This is a genomic window from Herbiconiux daphne (assembly GCF_024979295.1).
Classification (GTDB): Bacteria; Actinomycetota; Actinomycetes; order Actinomycetales; family Microbacteriaceae; genus Herbiconiux; species Herbiconiux daphnes.
Map to the genome: position 1 here is coordinate 38,117 of NZ_JANLCJ010000007.1, position 25,528 is coordinate 63,644.

A 25,528-nucleotide genomic window follows, 5' to 3' on the forward strand; every position below is an offset into this window, starting at 1 on the left:
ACCGGAACGCTACTTCGCCGCGGCGGTGACCGTGACGGTGAACGACACGCTCGCGTCGGTGGTCGGGTTCGACATCACGACGTCGGTGGTGCCTTCGGCCAGCGGCTTGATGCCCGGGTTGAACTGAGCGCTGCCGTCGTCTTTGCCGGGGATGAACTCGGCCACCGACTCGTCGGAGAGCTTCGCCGTCCACGCCATCACGTCGTCGCCGTCGGCCACCACGAGGTCGACGACGTTGTCGAGCGGAACCTCGACGGTCGTGCCGTCGATGTCGCTGAGCTCGACGATCACGGGCGGCAGCGCCGAGTTCGAGGGCTCGCTCGTGGCACTCGGGCTGGTGGTCGTCGAGCCGCCCGAGCCCGAGTCGGCGCCGGAGCCCGACGAGCAGGCCGTGAGTCCGAGAACGGCCGCGCCCACGATGGCGAAGACCGAGAGAACCCGAGTCGTGGAGTGTTGCATCTATGCCCCCTGGTGTTCAGATCTGACGCGCTGAGCGTAGCATCCGCGGCACTCAGGAACGGCTGAGCACACCGTGGGATTCTTCGAGATAACAGGCCCCGCAAAGCGACTCGTAAGTCACGTCTTCGCCGTCGATCGCGACCTGCGCGCCGTCGAACACGTAGCGGTCGCCGATCTTGCGGGCGTTGAAGATGGCCTTGCGCCCGCAGCGGCAGATGGTCTTCAGTTCTTCGAGGCTGTGAGCCACCTCGAGCAACCGGATGCTGCCCGGAAAGCCCGCCGTCTGAAAGTCGCTCCGGATGCCGTAGGCAATCACCGGCACGCCGTCCATGATGGCGATGCGCAAGACGTCGTCGACCTGCTCGGGCGTCAGGAACTGCGCTTCGTCGATCAACAGGCAACTGACGTCGACGCCCGTGTCGAGCACCACCTGATCGCGGCGATCGGCGAACTCCTGCCGCACGTCGGTGTCGGGGGCGATGAGAAAGTCGACGTCGCGGGTGACGCCGAGGCGCGAGACGATCTGCAGGTCGCCCTTCGTGTCGATGGCGGGCTTCGCGATCAGCACCTGCTGGCCGCGCTCCTCATAGTTGTAGGCGGCCTGCAGCATCGAGGTGCTCTTGCCGCTGTTCATCGCTCCATACCGGAAATACAGTTTCGCCACGCGACAACCTTATGCCTCTCGAGATCGGCGACGGCCGTGGAGTGAATTGCCCGCGAATGTGCGGGATATTCACACATTCGGAGCGCACCATTGACTCATCAGTTCACCCGAATTGCAGACCGTGGCGTGCCGACTCCCCATCCTCGCGCCCGGTCGTGTGGCCGGCCGCCCGGTTCCCCATCCGCAGGCGGCCGGCCACCTTTTTGTCGAGGCAGCCGCTCGCGATCGGGCGCCCTCAGAAGAGCATCGGCTGCGAGTCGCCGACCGGCCCGAAGCTCGGCACCGCGAGCGTGTCGGCCCGCCCAGGAGGCGCCACTCCCCCGGTGACACCCGACGGCCGGCCTCGGTTGAGCCCGTGCTTGCGCACGATCGGCTTCATGCGAGCGGCGAGCCACTCGCGGTATTCGACCGGCGCGTAGGTGCCCTTGGCATAGAGGCGCGCGTAGGCCGACACGAGCTGCGGATGCTCGCGGCTGAGCCAGGCCATGAACCACTGCTTCACTCCCGGCTTCAGGTGCAGGGCGGAATAGACCACGCTCGACGCCCCCGCGGCTGCGGCCAGGCCCAGCGCGTGATCGAGGTGCTCGGTGGTGTCGGTGAGGAAGGGCAGAATCGGCATCAGGAAGACCTGGCAGTCGAGCCCCTTCTCGCGCACGGCGGTCACCGTCGCGAGCCGGGCCTTGGTGGTGGGCGTGCCCGGCTCGATCGACTGCTGCAACTCGTCGTCGTAGACCGCGATCGACATGGCCAGGCTCACCGGCACCACCTGCGAGGCCTCGGCGATGAGATCGAGATCGCGGCGCATCAGCGAACCCTTGGTGAGAATGGAGAAGGGGGTGCCCGACCCGGCGAGCGCACGGATGATCGACGGCATCAGCGCGTAGCGCCCCTCGGCCCGCTGATAGGGGTCGGTGTTGGTGCCGAGCGCCACCGACGGGTGCTGCCACGACTTCTTGGCCACCTCGCGCTCGAGCACCTCGCCCACGTTCACCTTGACGATGATCTGCTGGTCGAAGTCTTTGCCCGCGTCGAGCTCGAGGTAGGTGTGGGTGGGTCGGGCGAAACAGTAGACGCAGGCGTGCGAGCAGCCGCGGTAGGGATTGATCGTCCACGCGAACGGCATCATCGTGCTGGCGCCCGACACGTGGTTCAACGCGCTCTTGGCGAGCACCTCGTGAAAGGTCATGCCGGCGAACTCGGGGGTCTGCACCGAGCGCACCAGATTGTTCAGCCGCGCCAGACCCGGCAGGGTCGAGGGCGTCTCGGAGTCGAGGGTCTGGCCGTTCCAACGCATGATGACATTCGAACATACTTTCGAATGTCGGTCAAGCGCTCGTCAGGCCTGATAGAGCTCGAGCGGCAGGCCGTCGGGGTCGAAGAAGAACATCATGGCCTTGCCGGTGTGCGGGTCGGTGCGCAGCTCGTCACAGCGCACGCCCTTGCTCAGCAACTCGGCCCGCGCATCCGCCACCGAATCGACCTCGAACGCCAGGTGGCGAAGACCGGTGGCCTCGGGCCAGCTCGCCCGGAGCGGCGGGTCGGGAAACGAGAACAGCTCGATCAGGTACTGCCCGTTGAGTGCGAGATCTCCCATCCACGAGTCGCGCTCGGCCCGGTAGACCTCGCTCAGCAGCTCACAGCCCAGAACGTCGAGGTAGAAGGCCTTCGAGCGGTCGTAGTCGGTGGCGATGACGGCGATGTGGTGCACCCGGTTCAGTTTCACGCTGACGATTCAAGCACGCCCGTTAACGATTTAGCGGGATGAGAGGACCCGATACTCTCATCCCGCAAGGAGACGTCAACGGACCTGCCATGTTGAGCCGTTACCCTTACGGCCATGAACCAGGCCCGCGCACGACGTCCCCGTTGGCCTCACATTACACGGTCGACGTGACCGCTGTCGTCGGTCGAGCTGACAGATTCCGCGCGAGAAGAGCAACCGTGCGCACATTCTTATTCTTCTCGTAACACGACGATCATGTGACCCGGATAATCTCAGTGCTGTGAACGAGATAGTGATCCATCGAAAGACAGACACCATCGCTACGCTCTGCCGTGCCGGGGAGGATCCGGAGACGAGCATCCCGCTCGCCACCGTCTACCTCTTGAAAGACGGCTGGCACATGAAGCTCACGCATCGGCATGATCGATTCGCGTGGTCGGGGCCCTACGAGACGCCCGACGACGCCATCGAGCGCTACACGCCTGCCGATGTCACCGGGCCGATTCTGCGCATAGCGGTCTGATCCCGACTCACGGCGACGCACCTGGGGTGGGTGCGCTGGTGGAGTGCGGCCTTTGGGCGACGAGCACGCTCAGAGCGCCAGCACCTGTCCGGTCCAGCGCCGGCGCAGCCATCGGTCGTGACTCGCCACGACCACAGCGCCCGGGTAGTCGCCGAACGCGTCTTCCAGCTCTTCGGCGAGAGCGAGCGACAGATGGTTGGTCGGCTCGTCGAGCAGAAAGACGTGCGGCGGCCGGGCGACGATGAGCGCGAGCGCGAGCCGGCGCTGCTGCCCCACCGACAGCACGCCCACCGCGCGGTCGATGTCGCGCGGCGCGATCAGTCCGAGTGACGTGAGGGGCACCCGCTCGGCCAGCCCCTCGCCCACCGCGGCCCGGTAGATCGCGCGCGGCGAGGCATCCGGGGCGGTGAATCGCACGTCTTGTGCGAGCAGCCCCACGCGCAGGCCTTTGCGCCGGCGCACCGTTCCCCCGTCGAGCCGGGCCACGGATGCCGCGTGCCCCTCCCGCTCGAGGGCGCCCCCGCTCGCTCCCGCCAGCAGCCCCAGCAGCGTCGACTTGCCCGCCCCGTTCCGGCCCGTGACGAGCACGCGCGACCGCGCCTCGATCGCGAGCGACACCGGCGCGAGCCTGCCGTCGACCCGGCCGTCGTCGACCGCGAGAATGACACCCTCGTCGGGCAGCAGGTGCGACCCGCCCGGAATGCCCGCGAACGTGAGCGGCGTGGGCGGCTTCGCCACCTGCTCGCCGGTCGGCTGGTCGAGCCGCCCGCGGGCGTTGCGCACGCGCCGGGCGATCTGCCCCTGCACGCGACCGGCCGTGGCATCGCGATTCAGCTTCTCGTTGTCGCGTGGGGCGCGGTCGTGCGCGATCTGGCGGCTGGTGACGTCGACCGACGTGCGCAGTCGGCCGAGTTCCTGTTGCTCGGCGTCGTGCCGGCGCTGCCAGCGGTCGCGGTCGGCCGCCTTCACGGCGAGGTAGTCGCTGAACCCGCCGCCGTAGCGCCGGGCGCCGTCGCTCGACCCGGGATCGATGTCGACCAGCGCCGTCGCCACCTCGTCGAGGAAGGCACGGTCGTGGCTCGCGAACACCACCGGGCCGTGCCACTCAACCAGGGTGCTGCGCAGCCACTCGGCGGCCTGGTCGTCGAGGTGGTTGGTGGGCTCGTCGAGAAGCAGAGCGCTCGGCGCCTCGAGCAGCAGGGCGCCGAGCGCGAGCCGCGAGCGCTGACCGCCGCTGATCTCGTCGATGCGCCGGGCGAGCGGGATGCCGCGGAGCCCCAGCCCGTCGAGGATGCCGTCGCGTCGCGCGTCGATGCTCCAGACCTCGAGTCGCTCGGCCCGCTCCAGCGCCGCCGCGTAGCGCGACCCCGCGTCGTGCGCCGCCGCGTAGCGCGACTCCGCGTCGTGTGACTCCGCGCAGCCCGACTCCGCGCAGCCCGACTCCGCGTCTGGGATGCCCTCGGCGAGCGCCAGCCCCGCCGCCTCGAGTTCACGCTCGGCGGCCCGCGCGGGCGCCATGGCGTGCTCGAGCACGTCGTGCAGCGTCTGCGACAGCGCGAACGGCAACTCCTGCCGCAGAAGACCCACAGATGCCGGGCGCACCACGGTGCCGGCATCCGGGCTCTCCACGCCCGCCAGCAGGCGCAGCAGTGTCGACTTTCCGGCGCCGTTCTCGCCGATCACGCCGACGCGCTCCGCGGCGTCGACCACGAGCGTCACGTCGGTGAGCACCCGGCGGTCGCCGTAGGAGCGCGAGACGCCCTCGGCGCGGAAGTGCGCGAGCGAAACATGCGCAGTGATGGATGTCGTCTTCGGGGCCACGGGGGCCGCCCTTCTCGAGAGTGAGAACTCCCGCCGGGCGGTGCACGGATCGTCAGATCAGAACGTGCGGCCTCGGGCGCGGGACGGAGGGCGTCATCTCTTCATAGCCCCACGAGGCTAACATCCCGGCCCGACCCCTTCAACCCCCGGCGTGCCCTAGCCCCGGCTCGCTCGCCCTAGCCCCCGGCGCGCCTCGCGATGTCGTCGTGGGTGTAGCTCGCGGCCGGGTTGCGGCCGAGCTTGAATCGCAGCGCCGCGACGGCGAGGTGCCGCAGGTGCGTGAAGCGCCCCGCGCGCGTGACGCGGCCGCGCAGGCTGTAGGCATCGAGGTAGGCCACCCGCGGCGCCCAGATGGGGCGAGTGCGGCGGTTCGAGACTCCAGCGGTGAGGTGCAGAAAACCCTGGGTGGTGCCGATCGCGCTCGCGAGGTCGACGCCGGGCGAGATCGACGGGAGCGACACGCTCGAGCCGTCAGGGGCATCCGTGGTCATCGACACCAGCCCGCGCAGGTCGCTGTAAGGAGGGATGTAGGGCAGAAAGCGGGAGTAGTCGACGGTCGCGGCGGCGATCTCGTCGAGGGGGGCCGTGTCGGAGAGGCCCATGAAGCGCTCGAAGGTCCAGCGGCTGTGCGGGGCGAACGCGGTGACGTGTGCGGCGAAGCCTACATTCACCACCAGCACGTCGGGGATGCCGAGCTCGCGTGCATGCCGGGCGATGGTGGTGCCGATCTCGGGGTGCGTGGTCTCCGACTCGTCGAACACCAGCGAGGCCCCCTCGAGGAACTCACCCACGTTCTCGACCGTGACCCCGTCGTGAAAGACGTTGACCACGGCGGCCGGGTTGATCGCCCGCACCTGTTCACGAAACACGTCGGCCTTCGACCGGCCGTAGGTGGCCGTGGTCGCGCCCGGCACCCGATTGGCGTTCTGCGGCTCGAAGTCTTCGGGGTCGGCGATGGCGAAGCTCGCCACCCCCATGCGAGCGAGCTTCGTGCCCACCTGAAAGCCGACGCCGCCGACGCCGGCGATGGCGACGCGGGCACCGATCAGCGCCTGTTGTTCCGCCTCACTCCAGAACCCGTAGTTGCGCGAGAACTCTGGAGAGTCGACGGTCTTCATCCGCGGTCGATCGTGGCATCGACCTCGACGTCGAAGTCGACCACCGCAGCCTCCACCGCCACGGCGTCGACCACCCCCACGGAGTCGGCCGCGGCGTTGCCGATGACGGCGGCCCTCTGCGCGCGAGACACGCGGCCGAAGTACTCGAGGCGGCCGTCGGCGGCTTCGAGCGTGGCGAGGATGGTCGCGTTGCGCTCGTTGATGCGGGCGGCCGAACCGGCGAGGTCGAACTCGACCGGCAGGTTGTAGTCGAGATAGTGCTCGATGTAGCGCGGTTCGCCGATGCGCGAGATGGCGAGCACGCCGGCGAGCAGCCGCTCGAGCCACGGCTCGATGATGGCGAACGTGCGCCCCACGTCGTGCCCCGGGAAGTAGGCCGACATCAGCGCGAAGAGGTGCCACTGCACCAGTTCTTGCATGGCCACGCGCTCGTGCCGGGCGATCACGCGTGACACCTCGACGCTGCCGAGGTCGAGCGGGTCTTCAGCGAACAGCTCGGGGCAGAACTCCTCGACCGGCAGAGGCTGAGCGCCGCCGTCGGCGCCCTTGATGATGGTGCGGGCCACGCCCACGATGCGCACGCCCTCGGGCGCGTTCTCGAGCACGGCGAATGTCACCGAACGGGCGTCGTCGGCGTCGCGGTCGGTGCCGTCGTCGGAGAGGTCGGAGGGGTCGAGCTGGCCGGTCTGGTCGACGTAGACGCGCCGGCGGAACTCGAAATGCTGACGGTAGACGTCTTCGAAGCCCGGCAGGGCGACGCCGTTGACGGCGATGATGCCGGTCGCCAGACGGGCTTCGGGCTCGGCGATGAACGCCGAAGAGCCCGCGATGATCGGGATGACCGCCGCGTTTGTTACCGAACGGTCAATTCGCGACACCGTGCCACTTTCGCGACAGCATCTGGTCGCCATTCATCTCACGGAGCACTTCGAATCCTCCGACTTCAAGGGGTGGATGGCCGTCCGGCGTGTCCGCGTGCTGCACGCTGCCGTTGACCTGAGCATAGAAGCGCGGCAAGTCGTTTGCAACTTGAGACGTTATGTCTCAAAATGGTGCTGAGAGGGGCGATCATGTCTGAAAACAGCTGGACCAAGTCTGCGACGGGGCGCACACGAGTTCCTAAAGACGAGGTCCGCACGAAGCTGCTCGACACGGCCATGGCGCTCGTGCAGGCCAACGGTCTGACCGTCGGTTTCGAGCATCTGCTGATGGACGATCTGATCAAGGAGGCGGGCGTTCCCCGCAGCTCGGTCTACCGCATCTGGGAGTCGAAGGAGGCCTTCTTCGAAGAGCTCCTGAGCGAGGTCGCCAACCAGGTCTCCCCCGGTCGCGCCGACGAGGAATCGCTCGTCGCCACATGGGAGTATCTCGGCTTCCGGGCCGACGAACTGCGCACCCCCGAGGGCCGCCGCCGCATTCTCGTCGACGTCACCGGCCTCGCCGCCGAGCAGAACTTCGAGTCGGTCACGTCGTCGGTGCAGTGGCGCACCTACGTGGCCCTGTCGTCGACCGCCCTGAGCTACCCCGACTCCCGCGTGCGGGAGCGCATCATCGAGGCGCTGCGCAACAGCGAGCTGGCGTTCCTCGACCAGATGGAGGTGTTCTACCGCAACATCGTTCCCGCGGTCGGCTACCGCCTGCGCCCCGACCTCAACGACGACTACCGCCCCCTGGTCGTGGCGGCCGCCGCCATCATCGAGGGCCTCGGCATCTCGCGCACCACCATCCCCGACCTCGTCGAGGGCCGCTACAACGTCGACAATGAGGGCCGGCCGGCCGAGGTGTCGCTCGCGGCCATCAGCTACCACGCCATCATCATGGCGTTCATCGTGCCCGACCCCACCTACGACGCCGAGGCCGCCATCGCCCGGCTCAGCTCGGGCATCGACGAGATGCCGATGGTGCAGCCGCGCAGCCGCAGCGCCATCGAGGAGTAAGCGGAGCACGCAGCGAGAGCAGGGCGATCGGCGATCGGCGCCCGGCTTTTGGGGTCGACTTCGGCCCGGCTCACGAGTCGTAGGCGAACAGCAGCCGCAGCTCGCCGTCGACGAGACTCACCGTCGAGCGCCCGAACACCGCGTTCATCACAGTGATGAACGCACCGAAGCGCAGCCGCACCCCGGCCTCGCTCTGCGAGCACGGCATGCGCAGGAACACGCTGCGGTGCCCGCCCAGGTCGTTGATGCGCACGTGCACCGGTTCGATGACGGATGTCACGGCCACAGGCCCGAGGCCGGCTTGCCCCCACTCGGCGTCCGCCACCAGCGCCGCCACCGTCTGCTGCTCCCGCCGGTCGGCGAGCAGGGCGGTGAGAAGCGCCCGCAGGGCCGCCTTCTGCTCCATCGAGAAGGCGTCGGCGGCCGCCCGCTCGTCGTGCACGATGAGTTCGCCCGGATGCGCGCGCTCCATGCGCTGCAGCCAGGGCAGGCTCATGTCGGTGAAGAGCACCGAGCGCATGACCGCCGAGATGCGCCGCGCCTGAGCCGCGTCGTCGGCGCTCACCTCACACCGCGCCAGGATGCCCTCGAGAAACGGCACCACTTCCACGCTGAGCGCGTCGCGACCCGACTCGCGCAGCAGCTCGCGCAACCGGATGCGCACGCGGCGGCTCAGGCCGCTCTGCTCCCGCACGCGGGTCTCGCTCTCGCGCGAGAGGGTGAGGCTCATGCGGTAGGAGAACACCGCCGCTCCCACCCCGAAGAGCACGATCGGGGTGCTGGCGATCACCGCGGCCGTGAGCGGTGACGCGAGCTCGGGCATCGAGAAGGTCTCGACCGCCGCGGTCGTTCCGACGATCACGGTCGAGGCCGCGGCGCCGGCGGCGAGGTCGCGGCCGGGCCGGTACTCGGCGAAGATCACCAGCGTCACCCCCACCACCAATGGACCCCAGTTGCTCCAGATGTAATTGGTCGTTCCCCACGCGCTGAGACTCGACGACACCGATGCGAGGTTCGCGACGGCGACCGTGGCAGCGAAGCCACCGAGACCGACCGGGCTGTGCACCGGGTCGGTCACCACGAGGGCGCTGAGCCCGGTGACCACCACGAACAAAATGGCGGCCACGGCGAAGAAGGGCTGATCGATCTCATCGACCATCACGATCGTTCGCACGAGGGCGAACACCATCATGACGATGACGACCACGCCTACAACGGGGTAACGGCTGCGGATGCTGATGGGGTCGAGTCGCTGCGGCACGCCTCGCCAGAGCAGGAAGCCGATCATGCGTCGTCCCACGAGTGCTCGGGCGCCGCGGGCAGGGTGAACATGTAGGCCGTTCCGCTGCCCGGTGAGGTCCAGAGCTGGGCTTCGCCTCCGGCGTCGCGGATGCGCCCCCTGATCGACTGGGCCACCCCGAGCCGGTCGGCCGGCACCGCAGCCGAGTCGAAGCCCGTGCCCGCGTCGGCGAGCATCACGACCACGGCATCCGGAGCCCCGTCGACCACGATCTCGGCGTGATCGACGCCGGAATGCTGCCGCACGTTCACGAGTGCCTGGCGCACGGCGAGCGCGAGCGCCGTCGAGGTGGCCGCGGTGAGGCGGTGCAGCGACGCGAGGTCGCCCGACACGTCGATCGAGAGGCCCTCGCCCCGGCTCGCGGCCAGCACTCCGGCGAACGCGGGGGTGAGTGCGGCCGGGCTCGACTCGCTGCCCTCGGCGGGCCACCAGGCACCCTGCGCGATCATGGCCAGGTCGCGCTCGACAGCGGTTCGCTCGGCCGGGCTCAGGGGCCCGGGCTCGTGGTGCGACAGCACGGTGAGCTCGCTCAGCACCGTGTCGTGAAAGAGCGACACCACCTGCGACTCGAGCTCCTGCTGGTAGTTCACGGCGTCGACCTCGCGCCGGGCCCTGGCGACCGCGCGCCGGTCGGCGGCCGACCTCCGGTAGAGCGCGAGGCTCAGCCCCGAGATGAGCAGCAGCACGATCGTGGCCACGAGGGTGAGGTAGTCGAACGCCGGATAGCGGCCGGCCTCCACGGCTGCACAGAGCACGGCGACCTGACCCCACAGGTAGGCGACCGTGATGAAGACGAACGAGCGCACCCCGACAGCGACGGGAGCGATCGTATAGATGATGGCCACCTGCGGCAGCGCCAGGATGAACGGCGACTCCACGATCGATTCCGGCGCGTTCGCGATGATGACCGAGGAGTAGAAGCTGAGACTCGTGACGGCGAGGGCGAGCGACACCGCCATCGCGGGCGTGCTGCGCGGAAAGTGCGCGAGGCACGCGAGCACCGCGATCGGCAGCAGGAAGAGCAAGGCCGGCCAGGCGTTGTGGGAGGGCGAGTTGAGGTTGCGCAGCACCACGAGCACGATGCAGATGCCGAGCGAACTGCAGCCGAGAGCCATCGTGGCGCTCGACAGCGCGAGCACCGTGCTCTTCGCGGTCGCGTCACGCGGCATCCCCACTGCCATCGAGACCCCTTTCGATACTCTTCGAGTCTCGCACGGGATGCGGCGTGACGAGGCCCGCTCCCTGATCGAGGGAACGGGCCTTCCTCGTCTGCAGGCCGAGCACACTCGGGCTGCGCTCGCACCGAAAGACGATCGTCACGCCGCCCGGTCTTCGGCGCGCAGATTCCATACTTCATGCGTTCGCAGCGATGCGCCCTACCCCAATTGGAGGGGTGGACGCCGGCGGACCTTTCCTGGGCTCGGTGCATCAATTCGTGACGCGGGAGGCACGATAAGATCGACCGATCCCCAGTCGAGAGCAGGCACCCTGAACAATCCGACGATCACCCGCCGTGTCGCAGCCGTTCTGCTTGCCGCCTACGGGCTCGTCGTCATTCTCATCGTCGCCTGGCCGGTGCCGGTCGACAAAGACGCGCACGGCTTCATCCTGAAGCTGCTGCGACTGCTGCACGAGCGTGATCTGCTGATGTTCCTTGGCTACGCTCAGATCGAGTTCACGGCGAACGTGGCGATGTTCGTGCCGATCGGCGTGCTCGTGGGCGTGTTGTTCGGGCGGCGGCACTGGGGGTGGGCCGTCGGCGTCGGGTTCGCGGCATCCAGTGCCATCGAACTCGCCCAGTGGGTGCTGCTGCCCGGTCGTTACGGCACTCCCGACGACGTCATCGCCAACACGCTCGGCACGCTCGTGGGGGCGCTGCTCGCCGGCAGCTTCCTGCGCCACCAAGCCCGTCAGCAGCAGGCGACGGATGCCGTGACCACACCGCGCTCGGAGCCCGACCCTACGGGCGGCATCCGCATCTGAGCGCGGCCAACGCCGCCCGCGGTGCGAGGTCGTAGAGGACGTCGCGCGGATGGCTTCAGAAGGGTCCGACAGAGCCGCCGTAGCGGTGCGCCATCCCGGCTCCGGAGGCCGAGTCGCCGGCGGAGTCGGAGCGGTTGCGGCCAGGTTGGTCGCGGGCGTCGAGGCGGTCGTCGTAGTCTTTCGCGCGATGCCGGCGCACACCGATGAGCACGCCGACGCCGGCCACGAGCAGGGCCAGAACGAGCAGGATGATCACGAATTCCATACCTCCAATCTACAGTTGTCGCCAATGCTGGCCCAATGTCTCAGGCTCCTCCCAGCGCCCCACGCCTTCGGGGGCTGGTCACTCTGCCCGAGACTTTCTAGCATTGGGGGTGCAGGGTCGATCGGCATCCCCACCCACGCCCACCCCCACCGCTCGCCTGCAGCCTGCTGGGCCGACGACGTCGAGTGTCTCGCCCGCGTGCTCCATTTGGTCCAGCGACCGGAAGGAGACCGTGCCGTGACCGACCCCGTCACCCATTACGCCGTGCAGAAGTTCGGTGCGCACGCCCGCCCGAGAATCACGGGCGTCTACGGAGGGGCTGGTGGGTGGCATCCGCCCGCCGACCCCGATCTGCGGCTGACGCGCGACACGGCGGAGCGGTTGAGAGCCGAGGGGGTCACGATGGTGAGGGTGCGCTGGCGTCTCAAAACCCACGAGATCATCGTGCGGCGCTACCTGGGCGAGTGAATGGCGCCGCGAGCGGTTCCGGGCCAGGCGTCAGTCGGAGCGTGGCACGGATCCACCCACGACCCATGCCGCGAGCGCCGAGCGGCTCGACATGCCCAGCTTGCGGAGAGCGTTGCTGACGTGCCGTTCCACCGTGCGCTCAGAAAGAAACATGCGGGCGGCGATGGCGCGATTGGACTCTCCCGTGGCGACCCTCCGTGCCACCTCCCACTCGCGCGGCGACAGGGGGCTCTCGTGCCGTTCGAGCTGTGCCAGTTCGTGTCGCGCGCTCGCCGCGTACCAGGGTGCATTCATCGCCTCCGCCCGGTTGACGGCATCCTCGAACCACAGTGTCGCCGCGGAGCGATCCCCTAGAAAGGCGCACAAGCGTGCAAGGGGGAGACTCACGGGGCCGCCGTACGGCGTCGTCGCTGCGCCGGTGACGTGCTGATGCGCATAGGGCTCCAGCGCCTTTCGGAGCCGAGCCGCGGCGGAGACATCGCGGGCGATGATCGCGTTCTCGGCGTAGCCGCTCATCGCGATGAGCCACTCGACCGACTCCTTCGGCATCGCATCGAGGTGCGGCGCGATGGCGCGCCAAATGGTATTCGCCTCGTCGATTCGATCCAATCCGACCAACAAGCCTGCCCGCCACCCCTGTGCGAAAAACGGCGCACCCGCGAGAGCCTGCCGAACCTCAGCTTCGATCTCGTCGAGTCCCTCGCCGGTGCGGCGCGCAAAAGCCGAACGGATGATCAGAGCCATCCAGTCTGCGCCGTCGACTCCGGCGCTTTCTCCGAGCTGAGTCATGTCATGGATGAGGCTGGGGATGTCCGCGAGGCGATCTTCAAGAAGCGCCAAGCAGGTCTTCACGCTGGCAAGCCTCCAGTGCCAAGCGGGGGCAGGATGCCGGGACACGACCGCCGCGAACTCCATCAACTCGGTGTCGAACTCCAGCCGCCGCCCGAGCTGCAGTAGCGCGTCGAGCCGCCAGAGTCGCCCCCATGCGGAGATGTCATCATCGGAGGCCGCAGAGCCCAGCTCGACGAGACGGTCACCGATGCACATCGGTCGTCGGCGACGGATAGGGCTCATTGCCGAAGGCGCCGACGACGATCTCCCACACGCCGAACAAGCCCAATATCGCTGCAGACGCGATTCCGGACACGGCCGCTAATCGCGTGCGGCCCGCAAGCCCCGAACGCCAGAGCGCCCACAGCGCGAACGCTGCGACGAGGTGATGCAGCCCGAACGCGGTCTGGACGACAAGGTGCCATTCCGGCGTCATCGGGTAACTGAAGACGTCTTCTGGCACCGCGGCAGGCACGAAGATGAGGACCACAGCCGCAGCTGCCCCCAGAACGCCGGCTATCAAGGCGGCCCACCCGCCCGCCCGGGCCATCTGATGTGATTGCACGACCGCTCCTATCCCTGTGATGTCGCTCCGACGATAAAGGCGGCAGTGAGGGACCGGCATCGGTGGAATCACGCATTCGGGACCACGGAGATCTCCGCGGATGTGTAACACTTTGGCGGACTGAGGACATAACAGGATATGGAACCCAACGAGGATGCGGGCGAGGCGGCCCAATGGGAGCGGGCGCGGGCCGGTGATCAACACGCCTTCGGTGCACTATTCGATCTGCACAAGGACCGCGTTTTTCGGCACGCCTTCCGGTTGCTGACCAACCGTCCCGATGCGGAGGATGCCCTGGGAACGGTGTTCTTCGAGCTCTGGCGACGACTACGCGATGTGCACATTGCGAACGGGTCTGTTCTCCCATGGCTACTCGTGACCACGACGAACACTGCTCTGAACATGCAGCGGGCAACCCGACGTTACGCGCAGCTGTTGAGCTCTCTCCCACACGACCGCACAGAACGGTCCGCCGAGGAAGAGTCGTTCCTGCGGTCCTCGGCGCTCGATCCCGTCCTGACACAGGCGATCCGCACCCTGGGTGCGGTCGATCAAGGATTGATCACCCTGGTGTCCATCGAGGACTACTCGATAACGGATGCCGCGGCAGCACTCGGACTCAAAGACGGTGCCGCCCGAACCAGGCTTTCGCGTCTCCGAACGAAGCTGCGAACCGAACTTGCAAGGGACCAGGCGCCGCTGGTGGGCCGGCATCGCAGCCTCCTTCGTGCTCGCTATCACAGGAGCTGCCGGAGTTGCGACCGCCGAACTATCGACACCTCCCGGAACCCCGATCATCGAAACTCTCGGGGAACCGACGAGCGGCACTTTCACGGGAACCGGCACGCTCGACCTCGGACCTGTCCCGGCTGGTGCCAATGGGATCGCCGTGACCGTCACCTGTCTCACGGCCGGATCGTTCACGTTCGGTGAGTTCGGCACCAAGGTCTGCGCCGAGGGCGATGTCAGCACCACGTCGTGGGGAACCGTGCCACTCGGGCTCGATCAGCAACGCACGGTCACCATCGAGACGACCGCGGACGCGTCCTGGTCGATCAGCGCCGGTTACACCAAGACCATCGAAACGGAGTGGGGAGTCAATGAGGCCGGGCAGACATTCGGAGCCCCGAAAGGCGACCAGAACCCTGACCTCACGCCCGCCTACGCACTCAACTGCAAGCGGGGATACCTGAGCGCGGCGGAAGTCGACGCCCTGTTCGACGAGAACATGACCATGGAAGAGGTGAAGGAGTACATCAACGGCGTGAACCGGTATGACCGGTACCTGAATGTCTACGATTCAGACGGAGTCACCGTCATCGGGCAGGCTCTCGTGCCTGGCACCGACTCCGAACCGATCACTATCAACTGCCCCTAACGCAGGCCTAATCCTCCAGCGCTGACCGCCGGGTAGACGTGGTCGCGGCGGGGTCGGTCAGCATCCTTCGCCGATGCCGACGACTTCGTAGGGCTGCGGCCATCGAACGTGAAGAACATCGCCCGGCTGCACGTTCATCGGGTCCCTGCAGGGGAAATTGACACGGACAACGTCCATCGTCTGGACTCGAAACCGCGACGCTATCGCGAGTACGGTGTCGTTCTCGGTGACGGTGTAGAGAAACTCGTAGTCGTTCAGCGGTTCAGCCGGCCCATCCGCGTATGGAGCTGGTCCGGTGTCTTCCACCCAGGGCGTATTCGGGGTGTTTCCCCCATCTGTCTGTCCACCTGCCTCATTCGCTGGAGTAGGCGGAAGCGGTGGGGGCGGTGGCGGCACTTCCGTGGGAGTCGCCGTCGGGCTGGGAGTCGGTGTTGGCGTCGGCGTTGCCGAGATAGCGGGTGTGTGTGTCGCCGACGGTGTGGGGCTGTTCGGGAGCTCGTCGGTGCTCGGAAAAAACGAGCAACCGGCGAGCGCCACCGCGATCAATCCGAGAGTGATTCCGAGTCGAACGACCTTCACTCCGACAGGGAATCGGTCTGGGTCGACCGCCGTGCCATTCACGCGAAGGGCCCGTGCGCCGGTCTCCCGATTCTGCATGAGGTCATGCTATCGATAGTCGACACTCGTCGTATTGATCGAAACGAACGCGTTGATCCAGAGCGCGCCCGACGAGAGCCAGGCGACTAGAACGGCCCGACAGACCCGCCGTGGCGGTAAGCCATCGAGACGCCGGTCGCGCCGTTCGCGTCGGAGTGCGAGCGGCCCGGTTGGTCGCGGTGGCTCAAGCGCTCGTCGTAGTCGCGCGCGCGATGACGGCAGCTGCCCGCGAGGCAGTGTCGCCGCGATTAATGCCCATTATCGAAACGGCTGGTTAACGCGGCTGTGACATTGCGGGGTTAGCGTTCTATCAGTCCTGGCCGTTGTAGCCTGCAGACCTTCAGAGAGAGTCCTGATTTAAGGTCCGGCAAGGACAGCCCTCGGGTACCCCGTTTTATTCGAATGCTGTCCAGCTCTCTCTTAAGGAGAACCATGTCTCTTTTTCTGCCGACCCCTTCGACCCGCCGTGCCGGCGCCTCGGTCGCACTGCTCGCCGCGGGCGCCCTTGCGCTCTCGGGCTGCGCCGCATCATCGCAAAGCGCGACTCCTTCGACGGCGGTCGTCGCCGCCTACTCGGGAACGGTCGACTCGCTCGACCCGCAGCACTCCGACTACGGCCAGACGAACCTGATCGACGCCACCCTCTACGAACCGCTCGTGACCTACGACGCCGACAACCAGCTCGTGGCCGGGCTGGCCAGCACCTTCGAGCTCTCTGCGGATGCGACATCCGTCTCGATCGTGCTGAACGACGGGGTCACCTTCCACGACGGGTCACCGCTCACGTCGGCCGACGTGAAGTACAGCCTCGACCGCTATGTCTCGGTGGGCACCGGCATCGCGAGCCTTCTGAGCAACTACGCCTCCACCGAGATCGTCGACGACACCACGCTCACCATCACCCTGAAGCAGCCCGACTCGATCTTTCTCGGCAAGCTCTCGAAGGCCTACATCCTGAGCCAGAAACTGGTCGAGGCGAACGCCGGCGACGATCAGGGCCAGGGATGGCTCTCCACCCACGACGCCGGAACGGGGCCGTTCACGCTCCCCGACGACGTTGTGGCAGGCCAGAACATCACGGTCGAGCGTTACGACGACTACTGGGATTACGACGAAGCACGCCCGGAGTCGATCACGTTCCGCCGCATCGACGAGAGCGCGACTCAGCGAGCAGAACTCGAGGCCGGCAACATCGACTACGCCAACAACCTCTCGACCGCCGACTTCAATGCCATCGACGCGGCCGACATCACCAAGGCGAGCCTCGACATCGTCAATCAGCAGTTCATCTACTTCAACACCACGACCGGCCCGACGAGCGACGTGCGGGTGCGACAGGCGCTGCAGCTGGCGTTCGACTACGAAGGGGCGCTCTCGAGCATCCTCGGCGGTCAGGGCCAGATCGCGACCGGCCCGGTGCCGCTCGGCATGCCGTGCACTCTCGACACGCCCGCATTCGCGCAAGACCTCGACAAGGCGAAGCAACTGCTCGACGACGCCGGGCAATCCGGCCTGACGCTCACGATGCGCTACCAGCCCGACATCTCCGACCAGGCGCAGGAGGCCGTGCTCTACCAGTCCGATCTGCAGAAGATCGGCGTCACGCTCAATCTCGAGCCGATCACTTTCGCCGATTACCTCACGCTGCTGCAGAGCACCGACACCATTCCGCAGATGATCCTGCTGGCTGACAACGCCCAGGTGCCCAACGTCGGTTCGTTCCTCACGCAGTTCTACGGCCCCGACTCCGCCGGGTCGAACCGCAGCGGATTCACGTCACCCGAGCTGAGTGCGTTGATCACGGATGCCGCGGCGACCAGTGACGAAGCGGCGCAGTGCGACGACTACACCCAGGCCCAGCAGATCGTCTACGACCAGGCCACCGCGGTCGACCTGTTCACCATTCCGTGGCCCGCGGCCTATAGCAGCCGACTCCAGAACGTCGAAGCCAGCGCCACGGTGACTCCGGTCTCGTTCGCCGACGTCACCGTCGACTGACCGGGCAGGTGCACCGATGTCGATCTCGTCGTCGACCCGCACGGTGGGAGCCTTCGCGCTCCGACGTGGAGCGGGCACGCTGCTCGCCCTGCTGCTTCTGACCTCCTCCGTCTTCCTGCTACTCAAGCTGGCACCCGGAGACGAGGCGGTCGCGGCAGCGGGTGAGGGAGCGACGGCAGAGCAGATCGACGAAGCGCGCCGGCGGCTGGGTCTCGACCAACCCGTTCCCGTGCAGTTCGCGACCTTCCTCGGCCGCGTGCTGCGCGGGGACTGGGGGGTGTCGACCTCGACGCACGCCTCGGTGGGTGCTCAGCTCGCCGCGGTGGTGCCCGCGACGCTGGGCCTCGTCGCACTGGCCGCACTCATGATCGTGGTGGTCTCGGTGCCGCTGGCGACCATCGCGGCCTTCCGCGCTCGCACGCCGTTCGACACCATCACGAGTTCGACCGTGGTGTTCGCCGCCGCTCTGCCCGCCTTCTGGTTGGCGCTCATGCTGCAGTATTCGCTGGGTTCGAAACTGGGAATCGTGCCGATCTCGGGTCAGCTCGACCGGCGGTTCTCCGTATCGGCGGTCACGGGCTTCACCCCACTGGATGCCGCGCTCGCGGGTGATTCCGCCGCGGCCGGAGACGCTCTGCTCCATCTCGTGCTGCCCGCCGCCATCCTGGCCGTCTCGTTCGGCGCTCAGTTCTTTCGGGCGCAACGAGCCGAGACGCTGCTCGTCCTCGAACAAGACCACGTCACCTTCGCCCGCACGAAAGGAGTCTCCGTGCTTCGACTCGCCCGACACCACGTGCTGCCCAACGCCGCCGGGCCCGCCATCACCACGCTCGGCGTGATCTTCGGCAACATGATCGGCGGAGCCATCCTCGTCGAGGCGGTGTTCGGCCTGCCCGGGGTCGGCTCGTTCCTCAGCAACGCGGTGGCACAGAAAGACATCCCGTCGGTGCTCGGCGCGGTGCTCATCGTCGGCATCCTCGTCGTCGGCGTCAACTTCGTCGCCGACATCGCGCAGCTCGTCCGCGACCCACGGCTACGACGGGGGCAGCTCGCATGATGGGCTCGACCGCCTACAACGCACTCTCGGCGCGACGGGCTCGTGCTCTCGCCCGACGCACGCAACCCACGCGTCGAACGCGGCGCCATGGCAACCCGATGTTCTGGGTCATTCTGTCCGTCATCGCGGCGCTGCTGCTCGTCGCGCTCGTCGGCCCGATGATCGCTCCTGCGTCGGTCAACACCTCGTCGATCCTCGACGCGTTCTCGGCACCGAGCTCTGCCCATTGGCTCGGCACCGACGCCCAGGGACGGGACGTGTTCTGGCGCCTGGTGGTCGGCGCGCGTTACTCGATCTTCTCGGCCGTGCTCGTCGTGGCCGGCTACTCGGTGATCGGTGTGCTGGTCGCGGTCGCCGCGGCCACCGGAGGTCGAGTGGTCGATCAGGTGCTGATGAGGGTCTGCGACGCCGGGCTCGCCCTGCCCCCGCTCGTGTTCGCGATGGGATTGGCCGCAGTGCTGGGCGGCGGGCTCGGGCCGGCGATCGTCGCCTTGATCGCCACCGGCTGGCCCTTCACCGCGCGGCTCCTGCGCGAGGTGCTGCGTGAGACCTCGCAGTCGCCCTTCATCGAGGGCGCCCGCGTGCTGGGACTGTCGAAGACCCGCGTGATGATGCGACACATTCTTCCGAACTCCCTCGACGTGCTGATCGTGAAGTGGGCCGCCGACATCGGGTTCGTCATCCTGTCGCTGTCGGCACTGTCGTTCATCGGGGTCGGCGCCCAGCCGCCGATTCCCGAGTGGGGAGCTCTCGTCAACGAGGCCGCCCGTTCCACCGCCCAGGGCTGGTGGGTGATCTTCGCGCCCGGCATCGCGATCGCACTGACCGTCACCGCGTTCGCGCTTCTCGGGGACCAGTTGCAGGCGCGGCTCAATCCTCTACTGCGCACGTCGGTGACGGCACCCACCGTGAACGAGAGGCCGGCATCATGAGCCCGGATGAATCCACTCCTCTTCTCGAGGTCACCCAGCTGTCGGTCGCGGCTCCCTCGCCGAACGGCGAGCTGCCCCTGGTGCGCGAGGTGTCGTTGCGGGTGGGGCGGGGAGAGCGCCTCGCGATCGTCGGTGAATCCGGGTCGGGTAAGAGCCTCGTGGCGCGATCGATCGCCGGACTCAACCGAAAGCTCACGGTGTCGGGCTCCGTCCGCCTCGGCGGCCGCGAGCTGCTCGACCTGTCGAGCCGCCAGATGAACCTCGTGCGGCGAGACCGCATCTCGATGGTGCTGCAAGACCCGATGGCGAGCCTCAACCCGCTGATGACGGTGGGCGCGCAAGTGGCCGAACCCCTGATCATCGCGGGGCGGGGTCGCCGCGAGTCGCGCGACGCGGCCATCCGCATGCTCGATGAGCTCGGCATTCCGCAGGCCCGATCGGCGGCATCCGGTTACCCGCACGAATTGTCGGGAGGCATGAGGCAGCGAGTGATGCTGGCGGCGGCCCTCATCGCCGAACCCGAGCTGCTCATCGCCGACGAGCCCACGACGGCACTCGACGTGCGGGTTCAGCGGCAAGTGCTGGAGCTTCTGCACGCGGTCGCAGCCGAGAGATCGCTGACCGTGGTGATGATCACGCACGACCTGTCGGTTGTGGCCGGGTTCGCCGACCGAGTGGCCACGATGTATGCCGGTCGCAAGGTGCACGAAGACCGCGTCGACAGGCTGTTCGCCGAGCCCGCTCACCCCTACACACGAGCACTGCTCGATGCGATCCCCCGCCTGGATGACCCGGGCGCTGAACTGCTGCCCATCGCAGGCACCCCGCCACGGCCCGGAGCGCTTCCGTCGGGCTGCAGCTTTCACCCTCGTTGCCCAAGAGCTGTCGAGCGTTGCGCGGTCGACGTTCCGGCTACGACGTTCGCCGACGATTCACTGGAGTTCGAGTGCCATCGACCGCTGCTGCCGCTCGAGGTGGTGGCACGATGAGCGTGCATGTGACGGGAGTCACGAAGAGGTTCCGGTCGGGTTCGCGCAGCCACCTCGCGCTCGACGACGTCACACTCGTGATGCCCCACGGTGAGATCACCGGCATCGTCGGGGAATCCGGGTCGGGCAAGTCGACGTTGGCCCGCTGTCTCGTGGGCATCGAACAGATCGATGCGGGGCGCATCGACTACGACGGCTCGCCGCTCCAACCGTTCCTGAGTCGGCGTCATCGCTATGACGCGCGGGTGCAGCTCATCTTCCAGAACCCGATGTCGAGCCTCAACCCCCGCATGACGGCCGGTCAACTCATCGAGGAGGGGGTTCGCAGGGTTCCGCGAGCGCGCTCCGCTGATTGGCGACGCTCCAGAGTCTCCGAACTTCTGGAGATGGTGGGGCTGGATGCCACCGACGCCAAGCGCTACCCGCACTCGTTCTCGGGCGGGCAACGACAGCGCATCGCCATCGCCCGCGCGATGTCGGTCGAGCCCGAGGTGCTCATCTGCGACGAACCGGTGTCGGCGCTCGACGTGTCGGTGCAGGCGCAGGTGCTCAACGTGCTGCGAGATCTGCAGCGCCAGTCAGGGATCACGATCGTGCTGATCTCGCACGACCTGGCGGTGGTGCGTCACCTCTGCTCCCGTGTGGCTGTGATGTTCGGCGGCAGGGTCGTCGAGCAGGGTCCGACCGAAGCGGTCTTCGACTCCCCCGTCCACGACTACACGAGGTCGCTTCTCGACGCCGTGGCTGTTCCCGACCCGCGTCGCGAGCGAGCCAAGCTCGCCGAATTCGGCGAATACCGCGAATTCCGTCAGAGCGGTTGAACCGCGGCGGCATCGCCGCGCGCATCCATACGACCGAGCGATTCAGCTCTTCTGCTCCAAAGAAAGGAACACCCATGCCTTCTGTCCACCCGCTCGCACTCCGTTACGGACTCACGCGCGAACAGATCAGCCACGCGATCGACCACGGTGAGGCCACCATGGCGATCGGCAACGGCCCCACGATGATCCTCATCCTCGGGGAGGACGCCGCCGGCGAGATGATCGAGGTGTCGTGCGTCATCCGCGGCGAAGACGTGCTGGCGATTCACGCTCAGGCTCTGCGGCCCGCCTACCGGCCTCTTCTCGAGTTGGCACACTCCCTTCCGGGCGCCGACGGCGACCACACCCCGGCAGGCGCCGTCGACGGCGGCTGGGGGCGTTCGGTCGACGGTCTCGAACTCACCGAGCAACTCGCGGTCGCGCTCAACGATCGCGCCCAGCGGGGGCACGACTACGACGTGCTCCGACTGCGGCTGCGCGGAGGGCGGCCCGCCCCCCTCGCGGTGGGTGAAGTCGTGCGCGTGCACCTCGACGACCGGCTGCACGATGCGGCAGCGGCGAAGGCCGACGAGCTCGGCATCTCGCTTCCCGAACTCGTGCGACGGGCCGTCGGCCGGCGCTTGGCCAGCGTCGACGCCGCATAGGCGCGCCCCTCCCTGATTCACGACGACACGACACGACACAAAGGACCAGAACGACCATGGACATCCACCCCGCCGCCCTCGACGGCCGCAGCCGCGCCGATATCTTCTCGGCCGTCGAGAATGCCCGGCTCACCACTCACATCGGCAACGCCCCCACCCAGATCTTCATCGTCGGCCCCGACACGACGGGCGTCGACCTCGAGATGACCGCCGTCGTGCGCCACGAAGACGTCTTCGTGCTGCACGCCGCTCCCGCGCGACCGGCCACGCGCGCTCTGCTGGCCGAGGTCGTTCCACCCGACCCTCAGACACCAGCCGGCACTCTGCCCGACTACGGCACGGCCGCTGACGACTACGAGCTCACGTCGGCGGTCATCGACCGGCTCTCCGGCGAGGCCGAGGCCGGCTACGACGTCGACTACCTGCTCACGCGCACCCGCCCCGGCCGACCCGCGCCGATGACGGTGGGGGCCGTCGTGCGAGTGGGTCTGTCGCAGACTGACCTGACGGATGCCGCGGCGCAGGCCGAGGCTGAGGGCGTGACCGTCGAGCAGTTCGTCGCCGACGCGGTCGAGATGCTGCTCGAACGGTGAGCCGCCGGGGCGCGCCGGCTACCGCCCCGCGCCCCCCAGCCGCCCCACCGCGCGCCCCGCCCACGTCACGAACGTCTCGAGCGGCCCCCGCCGCCGCAGCAGCATCAGCACCGTGCCGATCGCCAACACCAACCCCACGTTCAGCGCGAACATGCCGAAACTCGAGATGTACCAGGGCGTGCCCAGCGCCACGAACTCCGGGTAGGTCAACTCCGACCACGACCGAGGCAGCAACAGTCCGGTTATAACGGCCACGAGCAGCACGTGCGCGGTGTAACTCGTGAGCGGTGCCCTCCCGGCCCCGATCACGGGCGTGAGCACCTTCAGAGCCACCGGCCCGAGCACGCTGCCCAGAAGAAGCAGCAGCCCGATCGCCGTCACCGCGAACCCGCCCGTCAGCAGCAGATCGACGGTCGATCCCGAGTGCGCCGCGGGCGACAGCAGATACCAGGCGCTGGCGGCCGACGGCTGCCCGCCCCCGTCGTCGAGCAGCAGCCCGAGGCCCTCCTCGACGGGCAGCCCCGCGGCCGCTGCCGCACCCGCCGCGGCGGCCGGCAGGGTGATCAGGCTGACGAGAACTCCGACGACCCACGTCAGCCCGCCCGCCAACGCGATGCTCAGCCCGTTCCGGCGCAACGCGACCACCGAGTCGATCTTCAGCACCGCTCGCCCCACCAGCACGCCGGCGAGCCCGTAGGCCAGCCAGATCAGCGCCGGGTACGCCCCGGTGAACAGCACCTCGTGCAGCACCTGCAGCGGATACCGCAGGTCGAGCCACGACACGTTCTCCGACACCGGCGACGAACCCGACCCCGGGTCGGTCCACACGCCAACCAGCCACGCCACGACCGGCGCACCGACGGCCACCACCCCCGTGAGCACCCCCAGCACCCAGGTGGGCACGGCCACGAGGGGCGCGATCAACCAGAACATCACGCCGTAATAGACGAGAATCACCAGAATGCGTACGTCGACCAGGTCGAGCGTCAGCCCGATGACGATGAGCGCCGCACCCCGCCCGAACACCATCAGCCGAGCGGATGCGTGCCGCCGCTCACGCATGGCACGTCGCGTCGCGAGCACCACGCCCACCCCGGCGAGCACGGCGAAGAGAGCGGATGCCCGCCCCTCGAAGAGCGCGCTGCCGGCCACGAGCGTGCCCGCGGTCAGGTCGGAGTAGAGCCACACGTGCGTCGCGATCATGCCGACGATCGCGATAAACCGCGCCAGGTCGAGCCCGACTATGCGCTCGGGCATCGCCGCGGCGACCCCCGCACGACCGTCGAACCCGACGGCCTCTCCCGAAGGAGAACTCATCCGCGCTCGAGCTCGAGCACCTTCGCGGTGCTCTCGATCGCCTTCTCGGCCTGACGCTTGTTCTCATTGAGCTTGGTGCCGAACGACGGAATGAGCTTGCCCAGCTTCTTCTCCCACTCGGGGTACTGCTGCGGGAAGCAGCGCTTCACGAGGTCGATCATGATCGGCACAGCGGTCGAAGCTCCGGGCGAGGCGCCCAGCAGGCCGGCGATGCTGCCGTCGGCCGCGGTGATGACCTCGGTGCCGAACTGCAGCACTCCCCCGCGCTTGGGGTCTTTCTTCATCACCTGCACGCGCTGACCGGCGGTGATGAGATACCAGTCCTCAGCCTTGGCCGTGGGCATGAACTCCTGCAGCGCCTCGAGCTTCTTCTTCTTGCTCGCCAGCAGTTCGCCGATGAGGTACTTCATCAGGTCGACGTTGTCGCGGGCCACCGCGAGCATGGGGCCGATGTTGTGAAGACGAATGGATGCCGGCAGGTCGAGCCAGCTGCTCGACTTCAAGAACTTGGGGCTGAAGCCGGCATACGGCCCGAACAGCAGCGACGCTTGGCCGTCGACGACCCGGGTGTCGAGGTGAGGCACCGACATCGGCGGTGCGCCGACGGCGGCTTTGCCGTAGACCTTGGCCTGGTGCTGGGCGACCACGGCCGGGTTGTCGGTGCGAAAGAACTGCCCGCTGATCGGAAACCCGCCGAAGCCCTTGATCTCGGGGATGTGCGCCTTCTGCAGCAGCGGCAGCGCGTGGCCGCCGGCGCCGACGAACACGAATTTGGCGTTGTAGGTGTGGGGGGTGTTGCCCACCCGGTCGCGGGTCACGACGTTCCACGACCCGTCTTTCTGCTTCTTGAGCTTCTTCACTTCGCTCTCGGTGTGCAGCTCGGCGCCGTTGGCCACGAGGTAGTCGATCAGCTGGTGCGTGAGCGAACCGAAGTCGACGTCGGTGCCGGTCTCGATGCGGGTGGCCGCGATCTTCTCGCCTTTCTGGCGCTGGCGCATCAGAAGCGGAGCCCACTTGTAGATGACCTTCGGATCGTCGCTGAACTCGATGCCTTCGAAGAGCGGCTCGTTCTTCAGCAGCTCGTAGCGTCGGCGCAGATAGTCGACGTTGTCTTCACCGCGCACGAACGTCATGTGCGGCGTCGGGTTGATGAACGACGTCGGGTCGGGCAGCACGCCCTCTTTCACGAGCGACGACCAGAACTGCCGGCTCACCTGGAACTGCTCGTTGATGTTCACCGCGCGCGAGGTCTCGAGCGACCCGTCGGGCGCCTCGGGCATGTAGTTGAGCTCGGCCAGAGCGGCGTGGCCGGTGCCGGCGTTGTTCCATGGGTTCGAGCTCTCTTGCCCCACTTCGCTCAGCTGCTCGAAGATCAGGATCGACCAGTCGGGCTGGAGCTGCTTGATCATGGTGCCGAGGGTGGCACTCATGATGCCTCCACCGATCAGGACGACGTCGACGCTCTTTGTGCTCACACCGAGAGTG

The 25,528-nt window shown here is 67.6% G+C and carries 28 protein-coding genes and 1 pseudogene; 13 read left to right on the forward strand and 16 right to left on the reverse strand.

Translation table 11 applies throughout. The annotated features are described in order from the left end of the window. Positions 1-9 precede the first annotated feature (9 nt). The 4 genes from N1032_RS17465 to N1032_RS17480 all read right to left on the reverse strand — a co-directional run bounded on the left by N1032_RS17465 (position 10) and on the right by N1032_RS17480 (position 2,846). Complete coding sequence (locus N1032_RS17465) at positions 10-459, reverse strand: hypothetical protein (RefSeq protein ID WP_259540479.1); 450 nt, start codon at positions 457-459, stop codon at positions 10-12. 52 nt (positions 460-511) lie between these two features. After that, positions 512-1,123, reverse strand: coding sequence for a thymidine kinase (locus tag N1032_RS17470; protein WP_259540480.1), 612 nt, complete (start codon positions 1,121-1,123; stop codon positions 512-514). Between the two features lie 235 nt (positions 1,124-1,358). Beyond that, positions 1,359-2,417 carry an Rv2578c family radical SAM protein gene (locus N1032_RS17475; protein WP_259540481.1) on the reverse strand — a complete coding sequence of 353 codons (1,059 nt, stop codon included), beginning with the start codon at positions 2,415-2,417 and terminating at the stop codon, positions 1,359-1,361. Positions 2,418-2,459: 42 nt separating this feature from the next. Beyond that, on the reverse strand, positions 2,460-2,846 hold the full coding sequence (locus N1032_RS17480) for a VOC family protein (protein ID WP_259540482.1): 387 nt from the start codon (positions 2,844-2,846) through the stop codon (positions 2,460-2,462). 280 nt (positions 2,847-3,126) lie between these two features. Here N1032_RS17480 and N1032_RS17485 point away from each other — a divergent pair, with 280 nt between their 5' ends. Next, positions 3,127-3,369, forward strand: a complete 243-nt coding sequence (locus N1032_RS17485) for a hypothetical protein (protein ID WP_259540483.1) — start codon at positions 3,127-3,129, stop codon at positions 3,367-3,369. 69 nt (positions 3,370-3,438) lie between these two features. Here N1032_RS17485 and N1032_RS17490 read toward each other — a convergent pair whose 3' ends face one another. The 3 genes from N1032_RS17490 to N1032_RS17500 all read right to left on the reverse strand — a co-directional run bounded on the left by N1032_RS17490 (position 3,439) and on the right by N1032_RS17500 (position 7,186). Next, positions 3,439-5,190 carry an ABC-F family ATP-binding cassette domain-containing protein gene (locus N1032_RS17490; RefSeq protein ID WP_259540484.1) on the reverse strand — a complete coding sequence of 584 codons (1,752 nt, stop codon included), beginning with the start codon at positions 5,188-5,190 and terminating at the stop codon, positions 3,439-3,441. 176 nt (positions 5,191-5,366) lie between these two features. Continuing rightward, on the reverse strand, positions 5,367-6,308 hold the full coding sequence (locus tag N1032_RS17495) for a ThiF family adenylyltransferase (protein ID WP_259540485.1): 942 nt from the start codon (positions 6,306-6,308) through the stop codon (positions 5,367-5,369). Next, entirely contained in the window at positions 6,305-7,186 is an 882-nt protein-coding gene (locus tag N1032_RS17500; RefSeq protein WP_259540486.1) for a hypothetical protein, read from the reverse strand. The genes N1032_RS17495 and N1032_RS17500 overlap by 4 nt, the downstream gene beginning before the upstream one ends. Positions 7,187-7,378: 192 nt before the next feature. Here N1032_RS17500 and N1032_RS17505 point away from each other — a divergent pair, with 192 nt between their 5' ends. Beyond that, positions 7,379-8,245, forward strand: coding sequence for a TetR/AcrR family transcriptional regulator (locus N1032_RS17505; protein ID WP_259540487.1), 867 nt, complete (start codon positions 7,379-7,381; stop codon positions 8,243-8,245). 70 nt (positions 8,246-8,315) lie between these two features. On the opposite strand, the gene N1032_RS17510 is transcribed toward N1032_RS17505, so the two are convergent. Together N1032_RS17510 and N1032_RS17515 are read right to left on the reverse strand one after the other, a co-directional pair. After that, the gene (locus N1032_RS17510; RefSeq protein WP_259540488.1) at positions 8,316-9,545 is read right to left on the reverse strand and encodes a hypothetical protein; all 1,230 of its coding nucleotides are present in this window, start codon (positions 9,543-9,545) and stop codon (positions 8,316-8,318) included. Next, positions 9,530-10,726 (reverse strand): sensor histidine kinase, encoded by a 1,197-nt coding sequence (locus tag N1032_RS17515; RefSeq protein WP_259540489.1) that lies wholly within the window; start codon positions 10,724-10,726, stop codon positions 9,530-9,532. Before N1032_RS17515 ends, N1032_RS17510 begins: the two co-directional genes overlap by 16 nt. Positions 10,727-10,763: 37 nt before the next feature. Between N1032_RS17515 and N1032_RS17520 the strand changes: the two genes are divergently transcribed. Then, the gene (locus tag N1032_RS17520; protein WP_259540490.1) at positions 10,764-11,528 is read left to right on the forward strand and encodes a VanZ family protein; all 765 of its coding nucleotides are present in this window, start codon (positions 10,764-10,766) and stop codon (positions 11,526-11,528) included. Between the two features lie 55 nt (positions 11,529-11,583). Here the strand turns inward: N1032_RS17520 and N1032_RS17525 are convergent, their stop codons facing one another. Beyond that, positions 11,584-11,793 (reverse strand): hypothetical protein, encoded by a 210-nt coding sequence (locus N1032_RS17525; protein WP_259540491.1) that lies wholly within the window; start codon positions 11,791-11,793, stop codon positions 11,584-11,586. A 237-nt stretch (positions 11,794-12,030) separates the two neighbouring features. Here N1032_RS17525 and N1032_RS17530 point away from each other — a divergent pair, with 237 nt between their 5' ends. After that, positions 12,031-12,261, forward strand: coding sequence for a hypothetical protein (locus N1032_RS17530; RefSeq protein ID WP_259540492.1), 231 nt, complete (start codon positions 12,031-12,033; stop codon positions 12,259-12,261). 30 nt (positions 12,262-12,291) lie between these two features. On the opposite strand, the gene N1032_RS17535 is transcribed toward N1032_RS17530, so the two are convergent. Both N1032_RS17535 and N1032_RS17540 read right to left on the reverse strand, forming a co-directional pair. After that, the gene (locus N1032_RS17535) at positions 12,292-13,308 is read right to left on the reverse strand and encodes a helix-turn-helix transcriptional regulator (RefSeq protein WP_259540493.1); all 1,017 of its coding nucleotides are present in this window, start codon (positions 13,306-13,308) and stop codon (positions 12,292-12,294) included. Next, a complete protein-coding gene (locus N1032_RS17540) occupies positions 13,295-13,657 on the reverse strand; it encodes a hypothetical protein (RefSeq protein WP_259540494.1) in 363 nt (120 codons plus the stop codon). The genes N1032_RS17535 and N1032_RS17540 overlap by 14 nt, the downstream gene beginning before the upstream one ends. Before the next feature lie 138 nt (positions 13,658-13,795). Between N1032_RS17540 and N1032_RS28445 the strand changes: the two are divergent. Together N1032_RS28445 and N1032_RS17545 are read left to right on the forward strand one after the other, a co-directional pair. Continuing rightward, positions 13,796-14,326, forward strand: a pseudogene (locus tag N1032_RS28445) (RNA polymerase sigma factor); the annotation flags it as partial. A 58-nt stretch (positions 14,327-14,384) separates the two neighbouring features. Further along, a complete protein-coding gene (locus tag N1032_RS17545; protein WP_259540495.1) occupies positions 14,385-15,035 on the forward strand; it encodes a hypothetical protein in 651 nt (216 codons plus the stop codon). 57 nt (positions 15,036-15,092) lie between these two features. Here N1032_RS17545 and N1032_RS17550 read toward each other — a convergent pair whose 3' ends face one another. Both N1032_RS17550 and N1032_RS17555 read right to left on the reverse strand, forming a co-directional pair. Then, positions 15,093-15,341: a LysM peptidoglycan-binding domain-containing protein gene (locus N1032_RS17550; protein WP_259540496.1), complete on the reverse strand. Its 249-nt coding sequence runs from the start codon at positions 15,339-15,341 to the stop codon at positions 15,093-15,095. 46 nt (positions 15,342-15,387) lie between these two features. Continuing rightward, positions 15,388-15,558, reverse strand: a complete 171-nt coding sequence (locus N1032_RS17555; RefSeq protein WP_259540497.1) for a hypothetical protein — start codon at positions 15,556-15,558, stop codon at positions 15,388-15,390. Between the two features lie 566 nt (positions 15,559-16,124). Between N1032_RS17555 and N1032_RS17560 the strand changes: the two genes are divergently transcribed. The 7 genes from N1032_RS17560 to N1032_RS17590 all read left to right on the forward strand — a co-directional run bounded on the left by N1032_RS17560 (position 16,125) and on the right by N1032_RS17590 (position 22,726). Then, positions 16,125-17,690, forward strand: a complete 1,566-nt coding sequence (locus N1032_RS17560) for an ABC transporter substrate-binding protein (protein ID WP_259540498.1) — start codon at positions 16,125-16,127, stop codon at positions 17,688-17,690. 16 nt (positions 17,691-17,706) lie between these two features. Further along, a complete protein-coding gene (locus N1032_RS17565; RefSeq protein WP_259540499.1) occupies positions 17,707-18,747 on the forward strand; it encodes an ABC transporter permease in 1,041 nt (346 codons plus the stop codon). Then, entirely contained in the window at positions 18,744-19,679 is a 936-nt protein-coding gene (locus N1032_RS17570; protein ID WP_259540500.1) for an ABC transporter permease, read from the forward strand. Before N1032_RS17565 ends, N1032_RS17570 begins: the two co-directional genes overlap by 4 nt. After that, positions 19,676-20,668, forward strand: a complete 993-nt coding sequence (locus N1032_RS17575) for an ABC transporter ATP-binding protein (protein WP_259540501.1) — start codon at positions 19,676-19,678, stop codon at positions 20,666-20,668. Before N1032_RS17570 ends, N1032_RS17575 begins: the two co-directional genes overlap by 4 nt. Then, complete coding sequence (locus N1032_RS17580; protein ID WP_259540502.1) at positions 20,665-21,489, forward strand: ATP-binding cassette domain-containing protein; 825 nt, start codon at positions 20,665-20,667, stop codon at positions 21,487-21,489. Before N1032_RS17575 ends, N1032_RS17580 begins: the two co-directional genes overlap by 4 nt. A gap of 74 nt (positions 21,490-21,563) precedes the next feature. Further along, positions 21,564-22,133, forward strand: coding sequence for a hypothetical protein (locus N1032_RS17585; protein ID WP_259540503.1), 570 nt, complete (start codon positions 21,564-21,566; stop codon positions 22,131-22,133). A 56-nt stretch (positions 22,134-22,189) separates the two neighbouring features. Continuing rightward, a complete protein-coding gene (locus tag N1032_RS17590) occupies positions 22,190-22,726 on the forward strand; it encodes a hypothetical protein (protein ID WP_259540504.1) in 537 nt (178 codons plus the stop codon). A gap of 18 nt (positions 22,727-22,744) precedes the next feature. On the opposite strand, the gene N1032_RS17595 is transcribed toward N1032_RS17590, so the two are convergent. Both N1032_RS17595 and N1032_RS17600 read right to left on the reverse strand, forming a co-directional pair. Continuing rightward, entirely contained in the window at positions 22,745-24,043 is a 1,299-nt protein-coding gene (locus N1032_RS17595) for a DUF1624 domain-containing protein (protein WP_259540505.1), read from the reverse strand. Continuing rightward, the gene (locus tag N1032_RS17600) at positions 24,040-25,473 is read right to left on the reverse strand and encodes a malate:quinone oxidoreductase (protein WP_407933054.1); all 1,434 of its coding nucleotides are present in this window, start codon (positions 25,471-25,473) and stop codon (positions 24,040-24,042) included. The genes N1032_RS17595 and N1032_RS17600 overlap by 4 nt, the downstream gene beginning before the upstream one ends. Positions 25,474-25,528 lie beyond the last annotated feature (55 nt).